Annotated in this window: 13 protein-coding genes; 2 read left to right on the top strand and 11 right to left on the bottom strand. The window is 43.0% G+C overall.

Features of this window, described 5'->3' with window-relative positions; translation table 11 throughout:
* Window positions 1-61 precede the first annotated feature (61 nt).
* The gene (locus tag GX654_20370; protein ID NLD39219.1) at window positions 62-913 is read left to right on the top strand and encodes a DUF169 domain-containing protein; all 852 of its coding nucleotides are present in this window, start codon (window positions 62-64) and stop codon (window positions 911-913) included.
* A gap of 73 nt (window positions 914-986) precedes the next feature.
* The gene (locus GX654_20365; GenBank protein NLD39218.1) at window positions 987-1,400 is read left to right on the top strand and encodes a hypothetical protein; all 414 of its coding nucleotides are present in this window, start codon (window positions 987-989) and stop codon (window positions 1,398-1,400) included.
* Here the strand turns inward: GX654_20365 and GX654_20360 are convergent.
* From GX654_20360 to GX654_20310, 11 genes are all read right to left on the bottom strand, one after another.
* Window positions 1,291-1,581: a type II toxin-antitoxin system VapC family toxin gene (locus GX654_20360; protein ID NLD39217.1), complete on the bottom strand. Its 291-nt coding sequence runs from the start codon at window positions 1,579-1,581 to the stop codon at window positions 1,291-1,293. The two genes, GX654_20365 and GX654_20360, sit on opposite strands and share 110 nt — an antisense overlap.
* Window positions 1,566-1,787 carry a hypothetical protein gene (locus GX654_20355; protein NLD39216.1) on the bottom strand — a complete coding sequence of 74 codons (222 nt, stop codon included), beginning with the start codon at window positions 1,785-1,787 and terminating at the stop codon, window positions 1,566-1,568. The genes GX654_20360 and GX654_20355 overlap by 16 nt, the downstream gene beginning before the upstream one ends.
* Before the next feature lie 116 nt (window positions 1,788-1,903).
* Window positions 1,904-2,836, bottom strand: coding sequence for a hypothetical protein (locus GX654_20350; protein NLD39215.1), 933 nt, complete (start codon window positions 2,834-2,836; stop codon window positions 1,904-1,906).
* A gap of 31 nt (window positions 2,837-2,867) precedes the next feature.
* Window positions 2,868-3,491, bottom strand: a complete 624-nt coding sequence (locus GX654_20345) for a DUF502 domain-containing protein (GenBank protein NLD39214.1) — start codon at window positions 3,489-3,491, stop codon at window positions 2,868-2,870.
* A 58-nt stretch (window positions 3,492-3,549) separates the two neighbouring features.
* Window positions 3,550-3,945: a type II toxin-antitoxin system VapC family toxin gene (locus GX654_20340; GenBank protein ID NLD39213.1), complete on the bottom strand. Its 396-nt coding sequence runs from the start codon at window positions 3,943-3,945 to the stop codon at window positions 3,550-3,552.
* On the bottom strand, window positions 3,927-4,157 hold the full coding sequence (locus tag GX654_20335) for a type II toxin-antitoxin system prevent-host-death family antitoxin (protein NLD39212.1): 231 nt from the start codon (window positions 4,155-4,157) through the stop codon (window positions 3,927-3,929). Before GX654_20335 ends, GX654_20340 begins: the two co-directional genes overlap by 19 nt.
* 179 nt (window positions 4,158-4,336) lie before the next feature.
* Entirely contained in the window at window positions 4,337-5,047 is a 711-nt protein-coding gene (locus GX654_20330; GenBank protein ID NLD39211.1) for a hypothetical protein, read from the bottom strand.
* A gap of 420 nt (window positions 5,048-5,467) precedes the next feature.
* The gene (locus GX654_20325; GenBank protein ID NLD39210.1) at window positions 5,468-5,770 is read right to left on the bottom strand and encodes a M15 family metallopeptidase; all 303 of its coding nucleotides are present in this window, start codon (window positions 5,768-5,770) and stop codon (window positions 5,468-5,470) included.
* A 204-nt stretch (window positions 5,771-5,974) separates the two neighbouring features.
* On the bottom strand, window positions 5,975-6,463 hold the full coding sequence (locus GX654_20320) for an NUDIX domain-containing protein (protein NLD39209.1): 489 nt from the start codon (window positions 6,461-6,463) through the stop codon (window positions 5,975-5,977).
* Window positions 6,464-6,647: 184 nt separating this feature from the next.
* On the bottom strand, window positions 6,648-8,876 hold the full coding sequence (locus GX654_20315; GenBank protein ID NLD39208.1) for a penicillin-binding protein 1C: 2,229 nt from the start codon (window positions 8,874-8,876) through the stop codon (window positions 6,648-6,650).
* 286 nt (window positions 8,877-9,162) lie between these two features.
* Window positions 9,163-15,102, bottom strand: a complete 5,940-nt coding sequence (locus tag GX654_20310) for a large extracellular alpha-helical protein (protein NLD39207.1) — start codon at window positions 15,100-15,102, stop codon at window positions 9,163-9,165.
* Window positions 15,103-15,189 lie beyond the last annotated feature (87 nt).

The raw sequence follows: 15,189 nt of genomic DNA, 5'->3' as shown, positions 1-15,189 counted from the left end.
ATAACCCCTTGTCAAGAACAGCCGGATTAAATCCATCATATAAGTAAAGGGAGAATTGAAAATGTCTGCAATTAAAAAATATAGAGGTTATGGTAAAGAGATTGAAGATATTTTAAGGCTGGATTCTTTCACTGTAGCAGTTAAAATGATTCAAAAGGAGGAAGAGATCCCGGCAGAGGCTGTAAGGCCGAAAAGGGATCGTAATCAGCATATTGCCCAATGCCAGGCATTCTCCCTGACTCGACGCGAGGGCAAGACAGTGGCAATGCTTAAAGAAGATCACTGGTGCTATGCACCGGTCATCGGTTATGGTCTGGTCGAACAGCCCGAATTTTTCAGAAAAGGGGGCCTGTATAATCCTCAATTCGATGATGATCCGGAGATAAAGGAGGCCCTGGGCGGAACGGGTTCAAAATTCCTGGGCCATTTCCTTGAAAAGCCCGAACTGGCAAAGAATATGACCTTCCCATGCTTAAAAGCCGGAAAATATATCGGATGTGTCACAGCGCCCCTGAGAAATACAACCTTTGAACCTGATGTGGTTTTTATCTATTCCAACAACGCTCAACTGAGAAATATACTGATGGCGATAAAATACAAGGAGGGGGTACATGTGACCTCTGAATTTGATCCTATAGACTCCTGTATCTATTCCCTGGTTCCTCTGATCGAGGGTAAACAAAGCTATATGATTACAATACCTGATCCGGGCGAACAGGAGCGGGCATTGACTGATGAAAATAAAATTATCTTCTCTCTGACAAAAAATAAAGTAAGGATCCTGGTGGAGGGGCTGAGACACTATGATGAGATCAAGCTCGGGTATGTCCATTTAACCAAACTGATGCAGGCGGATTTTGAACAACCAAAATTCTACAGCCTCCTGTTTAAGAGATGGGGGATTATAAAATAAGGTACATCCTGGATTGTCTATCAACTGAGCCGTTAATGGATTAATTTGTGACTAGTAACTGGGGGTAATAGACATGATCAAATATTTTGTTCTTTTTATTCTACTTTTTTCTTTTTGTACTTCTGCTGTAGAACCAAATATTAAAATTGAACTTGAGAATAAAAATAATAGGTTAAGGTTGTATTTGATTAATTATGATGAAGGTGATGTTTTAATAAATAAAAGATTTTCATTTGTTCATTATCCTTCCGCACCTGCCCCTGAGATAGAGTTTGAAATTGTTAATAGCAAAGGAGAAAAATTCCCATTTGGCAGAGTACATATTGATGATGCAGACTATTTGGAAGAAAGTATAATCTTATTGAAATATATGGATATTATTGGGACTGAGTTTTCAAATTTTGATGTGTTGTTTCTCTATTCCTCCAGATATCGGCGGCAATCCGCCCGCATCCAAAATCAAATGGGATCAAATTCACTTGGCTGAATACAATTTCAAGATCATCCCGGTGTCTTTGCGTTCTTGCCCCAAGATATAATTCAAATTCTGAAATAGCTGATACATATATTGTGTGATTAAGAAGTAGTCGTATTAGTTCTGTAGAGTCTTTTTCCTTAGTTCTGAGGTAATCAATAACAATGTCTGTATCGATCAGGATATTTTCCATTGGTTTATTATTTCCCTGCCGCGAAGAATCTCTTTAATATCACTGTCTGTCCACACGTGGTCATTATTAATAAGGGCCTCAAGTTTCTCTTTCTTCCCTTTAGCTGAGATCACTATTCTTATCTCATCCCCTTCATCAAAAGGCAGACCCTTTAATTCCAGAATCCCTCTTTTCCTTATTGTTGTTTCGTATACATGCGTTTCCATTTCAAAATTCCTTATTCGTATCCATTTAGGTTGTGCACTCATTGTATAATCCAATTAGAAAATGATTCAACCTAAATAATAGAAAGCCTCCGAGGCATACCTTCGCTCTTTTTCAATTATTTCTTTAGCTCTACCCTGTACAAAGGTGCAGGGACCTGCTCTGTTGTAACAAACATGGTTGAGGCATCCTTCCCAAAACATATGGATTCTGACTGTTGCATCACAGGCAGGGTAATATACACCGGGGTACCGGAAAATGCCTTGCCCCATTCTTCATCTTTTTCTTTCGGGAAGAGGTAAGCCCCTGCATAGGTCAAAACAACAGCATTAAGACCATCAACGGAGATGTCCATTGCGGTTGTCATATTGGACATGCTTAAAAAATCACTTATCCCCTGGGTCCTTTGTGGCAGGGGTTTAATTACTGTGATCTTTTTTGCAACGGCATTCTTTTCAGTTTTCGTTGTCAGAGGGAGTTCATATAACACAGGAGGTGTATCCCTTTTGCTTAAAAGCAATATTTTACCGGTCACTGCATCCACTGCAACTGATTCACAGTCACGCGGGCCATCCTCGTAGGTAAAGGTGATGCTCCATGATGGCTTAACGGTGATAGGGTCACCCATTTTGATCTTTTTTGTATCAGGTTCCTCTATAAAAAAGAGAAAGCACTTGCTGCGCCTGGCAAAATTATCCCCCACATCGGCAACAACTATATAGGGTTTTCCCTCATACTCAAAAGAGGCAATATCCTCCCAGTCATTATTTGTAACCCCTTCAATGTTTACAATGCCCACGGGTTTCCCATCCTCTCGTATGGCATATACTGATGCGCTGTTGCCGCTGTCATTCAATACCCAGAACACATCCTCTCTGTAACGGGACATGGCTATACCGCTTACCTCTCCAAGGTAACTTTCGGTGATCGATCCTACCCTTTTAACATCAGCAACCTTTTCCTTTGTCTCCACGTGAGCGCATGATGCTGTAAAAGATATGAAAAGGAGAGTTATAAACAATTTTTTTTCTATGTCTAATAGTCCTTTCATGTGAACTCCTGTGTGATAAAAAGTCTGTTTATTACAGAGGATCATTTTCCAGACATGACCTTCTGGTCGCAACAATGGTTGATGAGCCTGCCCCGCAGCTTATTATTGATCTCATGGCATCTTCAACAGAGACCTTGATCGGAAAAACCTTACTTTTAGGCACATGATATATAAGTCCTGAGGTGGGGTTAGGACCTGTGGGTACAAATACCGTGCAGATGGCGTTATTTTCATGTTCATCAGTAATAAAGGCTGTTACAAGGGTCTCACTGTCAAAGAGTTGAACCAGCGCAACAGACGAAAAGGGGGACCTTTTTTTGCCCAGGAACTGGAATATGGTCTCCTTGATAAGCCTGTATCCCGGGGCCTTTGCCAGTATCTTTGACTCTAGAGAGGTGTGCAGCCATTTGCCGACCTTTGTCCTTACTATAACACCTACTGTAAAACATAATATAATAAGTACCGCAATTACAAGCACATCTGCGATCATCCCCTGGGCAGGGGATTTTTCCATAACAATAATAGTTATAGGGCTTATGGCCCTGCGTATAAGCCCGAAAATCCAGGAAATTACAAGCAGAAGCAACCCTGCCGGGAGCATAACAAGAAGCCCGCCTATGATAGTATTTTTTAGAAATGTCTTAAATCGATTCATTTATATTTCCTTTATGATCTTTTTTTAAAGATTGTAACAAGCCCTGATCTCGCATTAATTATATATAGACCTGCACCCCATATGCTTCAAATCTTTTATCCGCAGTGACGACAGGAAGCTGTTTAGTCAACGCGGTAGCAATTATAAACCTGTCACATGGGTCTCTGTGGATATCCGGCAGTTCAGTTGCTTTAACACAGATTTCCCAATTGAGATCAATAACCTCTATATGGTGGTGTTTAATAATTTTATCAAACCAGCTTTTTGGCAGGACAGGAAGATAGAGTTTCCCGGCCTTATGTTTCAACCCTATTTCAAAAGCACTTACTGCTGAGACATATATAACCGGCGATTTTTTTATAAGCTCAATGACCGCCTGGTTTATTTTATTCTGGTCATGGGTAAGCCATAAGAGGGCACAAGTGTCCAGAAGCATCACTCTATTTCTCCCCATTCATCATTTGAAAGCTCTTCTGTCGGATCATATTTGATTTTAATCTTGCTTAAAACAGGGTGATATGTAAGACGGTCTGATTTAGCGTGAGGCACAAGCTCTGCAACCGGTTTGCCATTTCTGCAAATGAGAAAGGTCTTCCCCTTTTGTTCAACCTCCATTAACATGGCGGAGAGCTTTGTCTTTGCCTCATGAATATTTATGTTTTCCATTGTTAAGCCCCATTAAATTAGTTTACTTAGTTTATTCAAATGATACATGGATGTCAAACAGGTTTTAGGCAACAGGTCAGCTCGTAAAATTCTGAATTGATCATCTATATCAACCTTCTTACCTCGAAGTCGTTTATCTCCAGTGGGCATTACTGGTCGGGCGATGTTATATCACCTGGTCACTGTGGATACTCTTGTTGACAGTCCTTCCCTTCATATATATGACCATTCCAAGTGCAAATATTAACTTGATTTGTGTCCTTTCGAGTAATTTTAATTTTCTTTTCTACAGCTAATGACTGATAATCGATTGAATAATTAATTTCTTTATCTTCAGGCATACGGGTATTATCCACTAAATCATGACTAAAAATTAAATATATTTTATTTTCCTTATCAGTTTGGTAAATGTTTAGAACACGACGTGTTGTATTAGTGCCATAATGGTGGTCTTCCCATGTTATTATTTGATTTCGATCAGTATTTAATAAATTTACCATATTTATTTTTACGACCTTTTGGCAACCAATAGACGATATTTTCTGCATTTTTTCATTGAACAATAATATTGTTCCGAATGTAGGCCCTTCACCAGCAGTACCCACAATATAACCATTTTTTGAATCAGATAAAAAATTTCCATAGCATGATAATATATTATAACTTTGACCATTTAGTATTGTTTCAAAATCAGGTATTTCAATTTTTTGTGGATTGTTGACGTCGAATAATAATTCAAAACCATATTCTTCTCCTGTCGGCTTCCCGTTTATTTTCCAAAGGGGATATGTGGATGTAATGCCTTTCGCCAATTTATCAATATCGGGTTCAGCATGACAAAAACCAGGAAGAATACATAATAAGCATAATATTATGAAAAATTGTTTCATTCGGATTCTCCTGCAAACAGGTATTAAGTTATAAAAACACATCGGCATATATGGGGATTTTGTATTGACCTAATATACATCATCTCCAAATAAATAAGATAAGTTCGTACCATAAAAAACATTTAAGTCCACCGGGCCATCTATACCTTTTACTCTCCCGCGGCTTGTATATTGCCAGAATGTCCAGTTTTTGCCTTCGGGTATTCAAATTTATCCTGGTGATGAGAAACATCAATACCCTGACTGGATATTTGTTTCTATTCGGATAATTAAAATGCCGTTAGCCATTAATATATAAAAGAGCGGCTGCTGTGAGAACTAAAAGAAAAAGCATTGTTGATATTAATATTTTATTAATCATCTTACCCAAGAATAAAAGGAAACAGTGTTAAGGGAAACAATACGTACTATTGTACATTCCTATTCGATAATCTGATATTTCTTTCGGGCTGCATTCTTTTCTATGCCATCAAAATGCCACCATTCATAACTCAAAGGGATAAACCCGGCCTTTATCATGACACCTTTTAACAGTGCCCTATTTTTCTTTTGGATTTTGCTAAGTCCAAAGGCTTTCAGCCTGGCGTAACTTAAGTAGATATGCATATCGCTTTTATAAAAAGGGGTGAAGCCCATATCTATCTCATTTGCATAACAGAAGGAATGGAAACCTGATAAGAGTGTGATGATTATGATAATTAAGGACATTATAAATATGTTCATGATGATATTTCCCCTTAATACCACATAATATTTCGCTCCGCTGGAGCTAATAATTTTTTACCCTTCATTCTAATAATATTCCGTACCTCTGGCGCTGATTTTAAAACCAGAAATGAATCAGGCATAATACACGCATATTTTTTTAGGGGAATCCTGTAGGGGCGAAAAATTTTTCGCCCCTACCTTTTCGGTTATGATGAACCCCTATTTTAAAATAATAGCCCCCTGATATCTGAAAAGGTCATGTATTGTTTCTATATGCGCATCATCTATGTCCGGCAGGCAGTTTAAAAAATAAAAACCCATATCAGATATCTCGTCAGTAGATATTAACATCTCCCCTGAGTAATCCTCTGTAATAAAGGCCATTATATACTGCTGAACCTTTTCTCCGGTATCACATTCAAGCTGATACACAGGGTCAGAATAATATGCAAAGGGTTTTAACTGGCCGACACTCAGGCCTGTTATATCAAACACCTCACGCCTGGCAGCATCCAGTACGCTTTCATCCGGCTCAACAGAGCCGGCAGGTATTTCCCATTTATTTGTAGCGGTGTGTTTGATTAGAAGGACTCTCCCGGCGGGATCTCTTATTATAATCCTTACACCGGGGGCAATAAGCATATCAGAACCATATTGAACGCGAATTTGACCGATATATGAATCATTCACAGCGTTTATTGTTTTCATGTCTTTTCTCCCTGTTTGATTGTTTGAATTGATTGTAACCAGGGTTTATGAAATGAATATGAATATAAAATGAAAAAAGTGAGAAAAGTGATTTATTTGAGAAAAAGGCATCATTGCTACACCATGTAGAGACAAGGCATGCCTTGTCTCTACGGCAATGGTGATATATAGAACGATACTGAACCTACTTGACCAAAAACCCTACTGCCTGTGTTTCTTCTTTAACCATATTGTCATTTGTATATACCCTTGCAATAACAGTATGGCTGCCTCTCATCATTGGCCACATATAATCACCTGAGTTAGTCACCGCCTCCAGTTGATTATCCACAATCCATTCAACCTTTGAGTTTTCTTTTACCCCTGAGATGCTGAACAGGAATGCCTCATGATCATCGGGTATACGCGGGTCCATAGCCAAGAGGAGCCCTGGGGAAGGCTGAGTCATTACTACACCCTCTTCTTTTGGAGCATCTGCCTTTGATGGTTTGTCAGGGGTTGAGCCCGGTATAAACCATTCACTCACTGTAAGGCAACTGTCATCATCCATTAGCCCTGTATCCCTGCATACATCCGCCTGCACAAGCTTCGGGCTCAGGTAAAGCGGCCTTGTTTCGTTGTTCCGGTTAAGCTCTGCGAACACAGACCTGAGCACAATTGCCGGACCTTTTGCCCCTGTGATTTTATTCATGGCAGCTCGATCAAGGTTACCCATCCATACCCCAACTGTATAATTATTATTATACCCTACTGCCCATGCATCACGATAATCATTGGATGTGCCGGTTTTTACAGCTGTCTGCACAGGAAAATTAAGTACGCCCCCTGAACCGAACTCAAACCTCCTCGCGTTTGAATCTGAAAGAATATTCCCAATAAGAGATGCTGCTTCAGGCGAGAATACCCTTACCCGCTCTCCTGTGTCAGGTATCTCATTCGAAATCATCTTGAGGGGCATAAAGAGACCCTGAGATGCAAGTGTTGCATATGCCTGTACAAGCTCAAAAAGGGTGACCTCCCCGTTACCAAGCACAAGCCCATCACCATAAAAATCTGGCTGCTTTTCAAGGCTCTTAATACCAATATTTTTAAGGCAAGCAAGAAAATTCTGTACGCCAATAAATCTCAGGGCCTTTAATGCAGGGATATTAAGTGAATTGCCCAGACACTGCCTCAAGGGCAGTTTGCCATAGTGGATCCTGCTGTAGTTGTTGTATACATGAAGCCCGTTTCCCACCGTCTCTGAAAGTGGTGCATCATCAATAATAGTGGCCGGTGACCAGCCCTTTTCAAGGGCAAGGGCATATACAAATGGTTTCAGGGTTGATCCTGGCTGGCGAGGCGCTGTTACTGCATCTATCCAACTGGCCTGTACATCTGCTGATCTTGTGCCATTAACAACCCATGCATTTATCTCTCTGGTGCTGTTATCCACCACAAGCACAGCCCCATTTTTTACCCCCTTACCAACCAGGGTTATCATATGGTTATCAAGTATGCTCTTAGCCGCCGTCTGGATGGATGAATCAAGTGTTGTGATGAGCTCTCCCCTTTTCACATAATTGAGGTTATCTGGTTTACCCATGATAAAATCCACAAATTGGCCCGCCTCAACAGGGAAGGCTGTCTCTTTTAGCCTTATATGCTCTTTAAGTGTCTCTACAGCCTCCCTTTCATCAAAAAGGCCATTTTTTACAGCGAGCATTGCAAGCCGTTTAATTGGCCCGTTAATGGGTGTTGAATCTTTCCGCATATCAAACCTTGAGGGCGCACGCACCAGAGCAGCAAGCGCAAGCATCTCCTTCCTGCTCAGGGTATCTATGTCACGGTCAAAATAGTATCGTGCCGCCTGTACAATGCCACGACGGTTAGAGGCGTAGGGTACCTCATTGAGATAAAACTCCAGGATCTCTGCCTTTGAAAACCCCCTTTCAAGGGCCTGCGCCTCAACGCCCTCAAGCCATCTTGACCAAATTGTCCTTGGCCGGGGATGAATCATCTTTATAACCTGTTCGGTTATTGTGCTTGCACCCCTCACACCGCCCATAGAGCGCATGTTCTGCCACGCAGCATTTAATCGTGCAAGCCGGTCTATTCCCGAATGGTGAAAAAACCTTTTATCCTCTGCAATAATAAACGCCTGTTGAATAAAATCAGGTATTTCATAGAGGGGCACATAGTCATGCGTATTCCATTCGTTTTGATATGTTACAGCAAGGGGCACATGGTTCCTGTCCAGCACACGCACCCTGCTTATGTCAGATGCATCAGGGATAAGGGTTTGGGGTATGGGTTTGATGTCGATGATGGTTTTAAAGATAACAATGATTGCAGCAAGGGCGATTGTGATGGCAGAGACCTTAATATATCTGTTATGAAAATGCCCTGTGATATATCTGATAAATTGATCCATCTTATTCTCTCTTAAAACAATATTTTTCTCTTTGCTACGTTGCTTCTGGATTCCCCGGTCAAGCCGGGGAATGACGACCTTTTGTCACTATACAATTGGCCTTAAACTTAAATATTAAAACCTGGAGAAATTGTAAGTATCTCCTGCTACATCATTACATAATTTAACCGCCCATTCGCTTTGCTCTCTCAAGACGCTAAGCCCGCAAAGTTAAAATTATTGTTAAAAGATGAAAACATACTTGTTTTTGTTTTCATTGCGTTCTTGGCGTCTTTGCGGTTAATCTTTACTTCTCCACATTCAAAACAGCAGGCGCACTCTTACCGAACACATCCGGGTCATACATCTCCTCTGAATGGGTCGGCATGACAGTAAATTCACCCGGCGCAACCGCCTGCGCTGTGTATGACAAATGGTAATTGCCAGGAGAGAGGTACTCAGAATAGAACCTTGCTGCATCATGCCTCAGCTCCTTATGGTAAAAACTCCATCTTGACATGCCGTAATATGACCAGTCGCTATAATGGAAAAACCATGAGTCAGCCGCATAATCGTTTTTTGCCTTGTCCGCGTCCACTGTTGATGCTGTGGCCAGATCCCTGTTTACAGGTTCAAGACCGCCCGGTACATGATCATCCACCACAAGAAAGTTCCTTGCAGCAGGGATGGAGAGATAAAGGTCTACCCTCACAAGTTCTCCCCTTTTTATCCTCATGGGTGTTTGAAGAAGAACCCATTTACCATCCCGCTCCACACTGTATTCCCTTCTTATATCAATACCGGCATCTATATTATCCTTTCTCATCTCCATTGGGGCATAGGACATCCCCACACTGTAATAGAACCTGCCTGTGCCATCCCTGGTAATTTTTGCCTGTGTGCTTTTTCCAGGGTCTCCCCCTCCCAGGGGCCTTTTCAGTATAACCGGGGCATCTGTCATATCCCTGAAAACTGCGTTACCCAGTGCAGCATCCCCTATTGATGCAGTAAGGTTTATATCCGGGTTCACTGCCTCATAAGCCATGCTGTATTCCACAAGGGCATTCATGCAGAAGACATTCTCCTGTGTGTTCTCCCACCTGCCGCCCTGTTTTCTGGTCTGGGTAATGTATCTTACCATCTTAAACGGGAGATCCTTTGTGAGGCGCTTACCCTCTTCTCCCTTCTCATAGGCAAGAATGGCGCTCAGCACCGCCGCGTTTGTTCTTAAGGGTGATGTAAGTATCCTCTCAAAGCCATCATCAAACATCTCATTAATGATAAACTTGCCGCCTGTCTGATCAGACTGTGAGATGATCATATTAAAAACATCTTTACTCATCTCCTCAGCGCCATTTATGAGCGATGCAGCAATAAGAAAGTGGGCCTTACCGAATATATCCATCTCTTTAACATGGGGATAATACCGGTTCAGGTCATCCAGGGATAGTCTCCCCTTTTGTGCAAGTGCTGCAAGGGTCACTGCCCTCACGGTTGAGGTCATGCCCCTTGAGTAAAAATCAGGGGCAACATCCTTTCTGAGCATGGTTTCAAGGTACTCATATAACCGGTTTTCCACTGACTCCGGCACCCTGTATCCCCGTTCCTTTAGCCAGTTGAATGCAACTGCTGTATATGCGCTTAAGTATGGGGAGACAAACTGCTCCTGCGGCACATAAAATGACATGCCGCCAGACGGGGCCTGGTAATTGGCTGCGAGCACAAGCATGATATCAGGGATTTCTCCTGCCTCCTTCCACTCAAAGTCAGGGGCCATGTACCTTTTAAGATTGATATAATGGGAAGCCATTACTGCCTTTGTAATCTTCTGTTCCCAGCAGCTATAGGGATAATCACGCAGATACTTAAATGCCCCCTCAAGGTTCCCAATAACAGTGGGCGAGAGGTTTACAAACAGATTTCCAGTATCTGTTCTTATATTGTCAGGGAACTTCAATGACTCAATGACTGTTTCAGAATCAGCAGTGCCATATGTGGCTGAAGTCTCAAGGCTGGCCATTTTGCGTACATCAAGTTCAAATATTGCCCCGTCATGATCGATTGAATCGCCTGCCCTTGCAATAAACCTAATTTTACCCTCACCCCTGCTCTTTACTGGCATAAATACATTTACACGTTTATATGGCTTCACCTTTACCTTTAGGGTGGATCTTAACTGTCGCCCATTTTCACTAGTATTAATTGCGCCCCTGGCAGTAATGTTTACATCAAGCTCACGCTCCTTTTCTGTCCGGTTCATTATGCTGAAGCCTGCATCAAAGCTGTCCCCTTCTGTAACCTGATTCGGCATTACCGGCCTGATCTCTGTTGGCCTGTTCACATTGAATCTGCCCTGACCAAGCCCCATCCTTTCACCCGGTGTAACCGCCATTACAAGAACCCGCCAGCCTGTAAGGTTATCCGGCACCTCAAATTCTATATCAGCCTTTCCGCTGTTATCCGCCCTGATAGACGGATTCCAGTAGCTTACAAACTTGAACAGGTTCCTTAAACCAAGGTCAGCCCCGCCGTCACCCGCCGGGTCTGCCCCCTTTTTTTCAAACTTCTGGCGGCCAACAAGCTGCATGATCAGGCTGTAGTTAAGCATATCAAGGGTTTCCAGTTCATAAAAACCCTTGTATGGATCAAAGTAGTCTATGCCTCTTATGAGTAGGTCCAGAACCGCCTCATCCAGCACAGCCACTGCAAACTCCACCGGCTCATCAATCATATGTTTTTGGTATGATGCCTGTAGGTTTACCTTTACCCGGTCGCCAGGTTTATATGTATCCCGCTCAGGGGCTGCGCTTACAGATAGCTGCTTATAGGGATCCGCTACATTGCCCTGTACATAACCCATCCTGAATGCAGGCTTTCCAAGATCTACATCGTTTTCACCAAGGGGCATCTCAACCCTGGGTGACACCACAACAACAGAGAGATAATACCCGGGTACAAAATCTTTTTCGATCTCAAACTCTATAATGGGCGTTGCTGTTTCAAGGGTCTGCACCCAGTGCTTTATGGTTCCATATCTTTCTATGGTGATAAGTGCCTTTGCCCCGGGGAAGGGGTTCTTAACCATGTACCTGGCCTTTTCACCCACCCTGTATTCATTCTTTTCAGGGACTATATCAAGGCCGTTTTTGTTGTCATCCTCCCACAAGACCACACCCCTGCCTGCTACCCATTTTTCGAGCCTGGTGCTGTGTTCCCTCTCTTTTGAATCCTTTACAGAAGCGGTTATCCGAAACCCTCCTGCGTTTCCGGGTGTGAAACTGAACTCCACACCTTTATTACTGGATGTGACAACCCGCTTTTCATCTTCCACCCACCTGGTGTTCATCTGGGTGAGGTATGCGTTTCCTGCACCCTTTACCCTTGATGCCTTTGTCTCCCTGTGTTCGACACTGACAGTAACCGGCACACCCTTAACAGGCTTTCCAGATTCATCAACAACTATTAATTCTACAGAGGAGGGCTCATTCTGTTTTAAAATCCAGGTGTTTGACCTCAGACCCGCAAACCTCTCCCTTGATGCATAATCTGCGTTGCCCCTTGCTGAGATATATTTCCCCCTGTCATCCCTTACAGCGCTCTCAATGGTGAGTTTACCAGAATATATGGCGGTTTCAGGGAGCTTGATATCTGTTAAAAGAGAACCTTTGTCATCAATGGTGCCTTCCTTCTGGCCGAGGGTAATCTCCTCAGGTGTTTCAGGGGCAGAGCTGTCAAAATAAAAGCCCCTGGCTAAAGGATCACTGGAGGTGAACTCAGTTTTATTCAGGGTTATGGTAACCCTTGCTGATGCGTCCGTGTATGGTCCGCCTCCATGGAGTTTTGCGAGGGTGGTAATTGCGATCATGTCACCCGGCCTGAACAGCTTACCGTTCAGGTCAGTTGTCACCTTGAATGGCGATGGTGTAAAATCGCTAACCAGCACCATCATGGGTTCCCAGGTTGTCTTTGTGTATGATGCGGAGAGTTCAAAGCGATACCAGCCGACCGCACCTGTTTCAGGCACCGTGAACTCGCCATCAAATGCGCCAAATTCCGAAAGGGTAATATCCTTGATTTCATGGACTGTCTTGTCCATAGGGTCTATTACCTTGAGGGAATATGAATTGTCCGGTGCAGCAATTAATCTTTCATTATCCTGATTTCTTACATATATCTTGTACTGGATAGTGTCTCCGGCCCTGTACACACCCTGGGCCGTTGTGCCCCATGCACGTATGTACCCGTATTTTCCCCTTGATGAGGAGTATACTGTGTAATGAGATGCGTTGTATGTGTTCATGAGGAAGTTGTAATCCATTGGGAGAAGCGCCATCTCTTTCCCCTTTTCCACCTTTGTAAAGAAGATCTCATTGGACCGGTCATACCCGTATATATATTTTGTATCAGGGTCCAGATTTTCCAAACCTTCAAGGGTTGCTGTACCATCTGTCCCGGTTGTGCCACGGGCAAGGATTTCTGGAGAGTCTGTCAGGGTCATGGCCTTTGCCCTGTATATTGTGACCTCTGCATCCTCAACCGGGTTACCTGTTGCAAGGTCTGTTACCCACGCAATGGCGTTGAAATGACCCATCTTCACATGCACCTGGAATGGGGTTACCTCGATAAAAAATTTATTATAATCCTCCCACTTTTTGATATATGGTCTGGTAACCACAGAACCCGCAACCACGCCCGACTCGTTTCCAAGCATATCCCTTACCTTCATCGGGAGCTTGACTGACAGGTCCTTTATTCCAGGCAAAGTCAATTCTTTAGAGAGTCCGTAGTCGGCACCCTTTGAAGTTATTTTGTCATAAAACAGATGTAGCTTATCAATATTAGTTACATATACCGGGACTTCTGTAGCAATATCCTTTTCAAGTATGGAGATCTGGTTTGTAAGCTGGTAGTCAGGTGGCCTGTGATCAGTGGCAAAATTTATAGTGATCTCCTTTTTCAGGGTGCGTCCGAATTCATCACGCAAATCGGGGAGGATACTCACCTGATAATCCTGGGCTGCCTTAAGGAGACTTGGCATATATGAATAATAGAGCTGATCCCTGGAGTAGGGCCTGTTCAATTGGGAGTATTCATCCTCCTCATCATCCCCTGACTCCGGTTCATGCAATTGAGGTTTGAACCTTACATTCTTTTTTATCTCAGAATTTAAGACCGGCGAGGAAAATTTCAGTATGACAGGCTGCATAGGGTTGCATAATCTACTTTTATTAGGCGCATCACCAGGATTAATGGATATCCGGTTATGATTCATATCAAAGCATTCAAAGCCGTTGAATTGGAACTCAGGGAATGTGCTAAATGAAACCAGTTCTCTATCTTCAATACCTTTCTCTGTTCCTGAATCAGGTTCAAGCCCCGGCTCCACCCTGATATATACAGTCGTGTTCTCCTTCAGCTCTTTTTCAGGCATAATCACCCATGCACGCTCTGGCCCAGTACTCTCTTCCTGGGTTTTAACCACCTTCTCTTGCTGAGATTTATCTGAAAAAAGAGCAGTAAAAAATGCAGCGACACGATTGTATAAAGTATCAAACAGGGATACCTCTTCTAATGGCTCTTCTTTAGACGCCCCTTCCGGAATAACAAGGGCCATGCCCTCTTCACCGGGAAGGGGCAGGATATCTGGCAGCTCCTTTTCTGTCTGATCCGGCTCTGCCTTTACCTTTACCCTCCCCTCCTTAAGCCATCCCTGATGCATATAAAGATGTTTTTCTACCGAATCCTTTGTAACAGGCATATTAAAGATCACCCTTACAACCGGATGGGTTGGCGACCTCCATGTTTTAAACCATGTGTGTACAACCTTTGGCCGCTCTGTAATAAAGGTGCGCCTTACAGCCGCAATCATGGTTGCGCCATTCTCTGCCTTTATGCCTGGTCTTACCTCTATCTCGTACCGGGTTGCAGGTTTAAGAGGGGAATCATCATCGATAATATAAGCCAGTGCAGAGGTATTGAGCCAGCGCCATCGGCCTTTGATCTCAGGGTTTATTGTTATTGGTACCTCGGATGCCTTTCTGTCCATTGCTCCAACAGGTACAACCGCCCTGTTAAACTGGAACACTATCTTATTTGTAGTTGGTACATCCTCACCGCTTGGGGTGATGTTTAAAATCTGAAGAGGCTGACCGGGATTCGCCTGCTGGGCCGTGATAGGGTGACCCGGAAGAATAAAAACCATATAGAAAAAAAACTGGGGTAGAAGAATTCTGAATCTTGTCGCCATAAGCCCTCCTGATATTAGGTGTCACCACTATTTACTGACAATAATAGCTGTCTGTTAAAACCTTTTACAATTTGACAGTATCCTAAA

Source organism: Desulfatiglans sp. (assembly GCA_012513605.1).
Classification (GTDB): domain Bacteria; phylum Desulfobacterota; class DSM-4660; order Desulfatiglandales; family HGW-15; genus JAAZBV01.
Note: the sequence above shows the minus strand (reverse complement) of the source record. Positions and strands in the feature narration are given on the sequence as shown.

Excerpts from the sequence above, each read along its gene's own strand:
- GX654_20360 (NLD39217.1), bottom strand. The coding sequence starts at position 1,581 with ATGGAAAATATCCTGATCGATACAGACATTGTTATTGATTACCTCAGA.
- GX654_20330 (NLD39211.1), bottom strand. The coding sequence starts at position 5,047 with ATGAAACAATTTTTCATAATATTATGCTTATTATGTATTCTTCCTGGT.
- GX654_20335 (NLD39212.1), bottom strand. The coding sequence starts at position 4,157 with ATGGAAAACATAAATATTCATGAGGCAAAGACAAAGCTCTCCGCCATG.
- GX654_20365 (NLD39218.1), top strand. The coding sequence starts at position 987 with ATGATCAAATATTTTGTTCTTTTTATTCTACTTTTTTCTTTTTGTACT.
- GX654_20315 (NLD39208.1), bottom strand. The coding sequence starts at position 8,876 with ATGGATCAATTTATCAGATATATCACAGGGCATTTTCATAACAGATAT.
- GX654_20355 (NLD39216.1), bottom strand. The coding sequence starts at position 1,787 with ATGGAAACGCATGTATACGAAACAACAATAAGGAAAAGAGGGATTCTG.
- GX654_20370 (NLD39219.1), top strand. The coding sequence starts at position 62 with ATGTCTGCAATTAAAAAATATAGAGGTTATGGTAAAGAGATTGAAGAT.
- GX654_20340 (NLD39213.1), bottom strand. The coding sequence starts at position 3,945 with ATGGGGAGAAATAGAGTGATGCTTCTGGACACTTGTGCCCTCTTATGG.
- GX654_20310 (NLD39207.1), bottom strand. The coding sequence starts at position 15,102 with ATGGCGACAAGATTCAGAATTCTTCTACCCCAGTTTTTTTTCTATATG.
- GX654_20350 (NLD39215.1), bottom strand. The coding sequence starts at position 2,836 with ATGAAAGGACTATTAGACATAGAAAAAAAATTGTTTATAACTCTCCTT.
- GX654_20320 (NLD39209.1), bottom strand. The coding sequence starts at position 6,463 with ATGAAAACAATAAACGCTGTGAATGATTCATATATCGGTCAAATTCGC.
- GX654_20325 (NLD39210.1), bottom strand. The coding sequence starts at position 5,770 with ATGAACATATTTATAATGTCCTTAATTATCATAATCATCACACTCTTA.
- GX654_20345 (NLD39214.1), bottom strand. The coding sequence starts at position 3,491 with ATGAATCGATTTAAGACATTTCTAAAAAATACTATCATAGGCGGGCTT.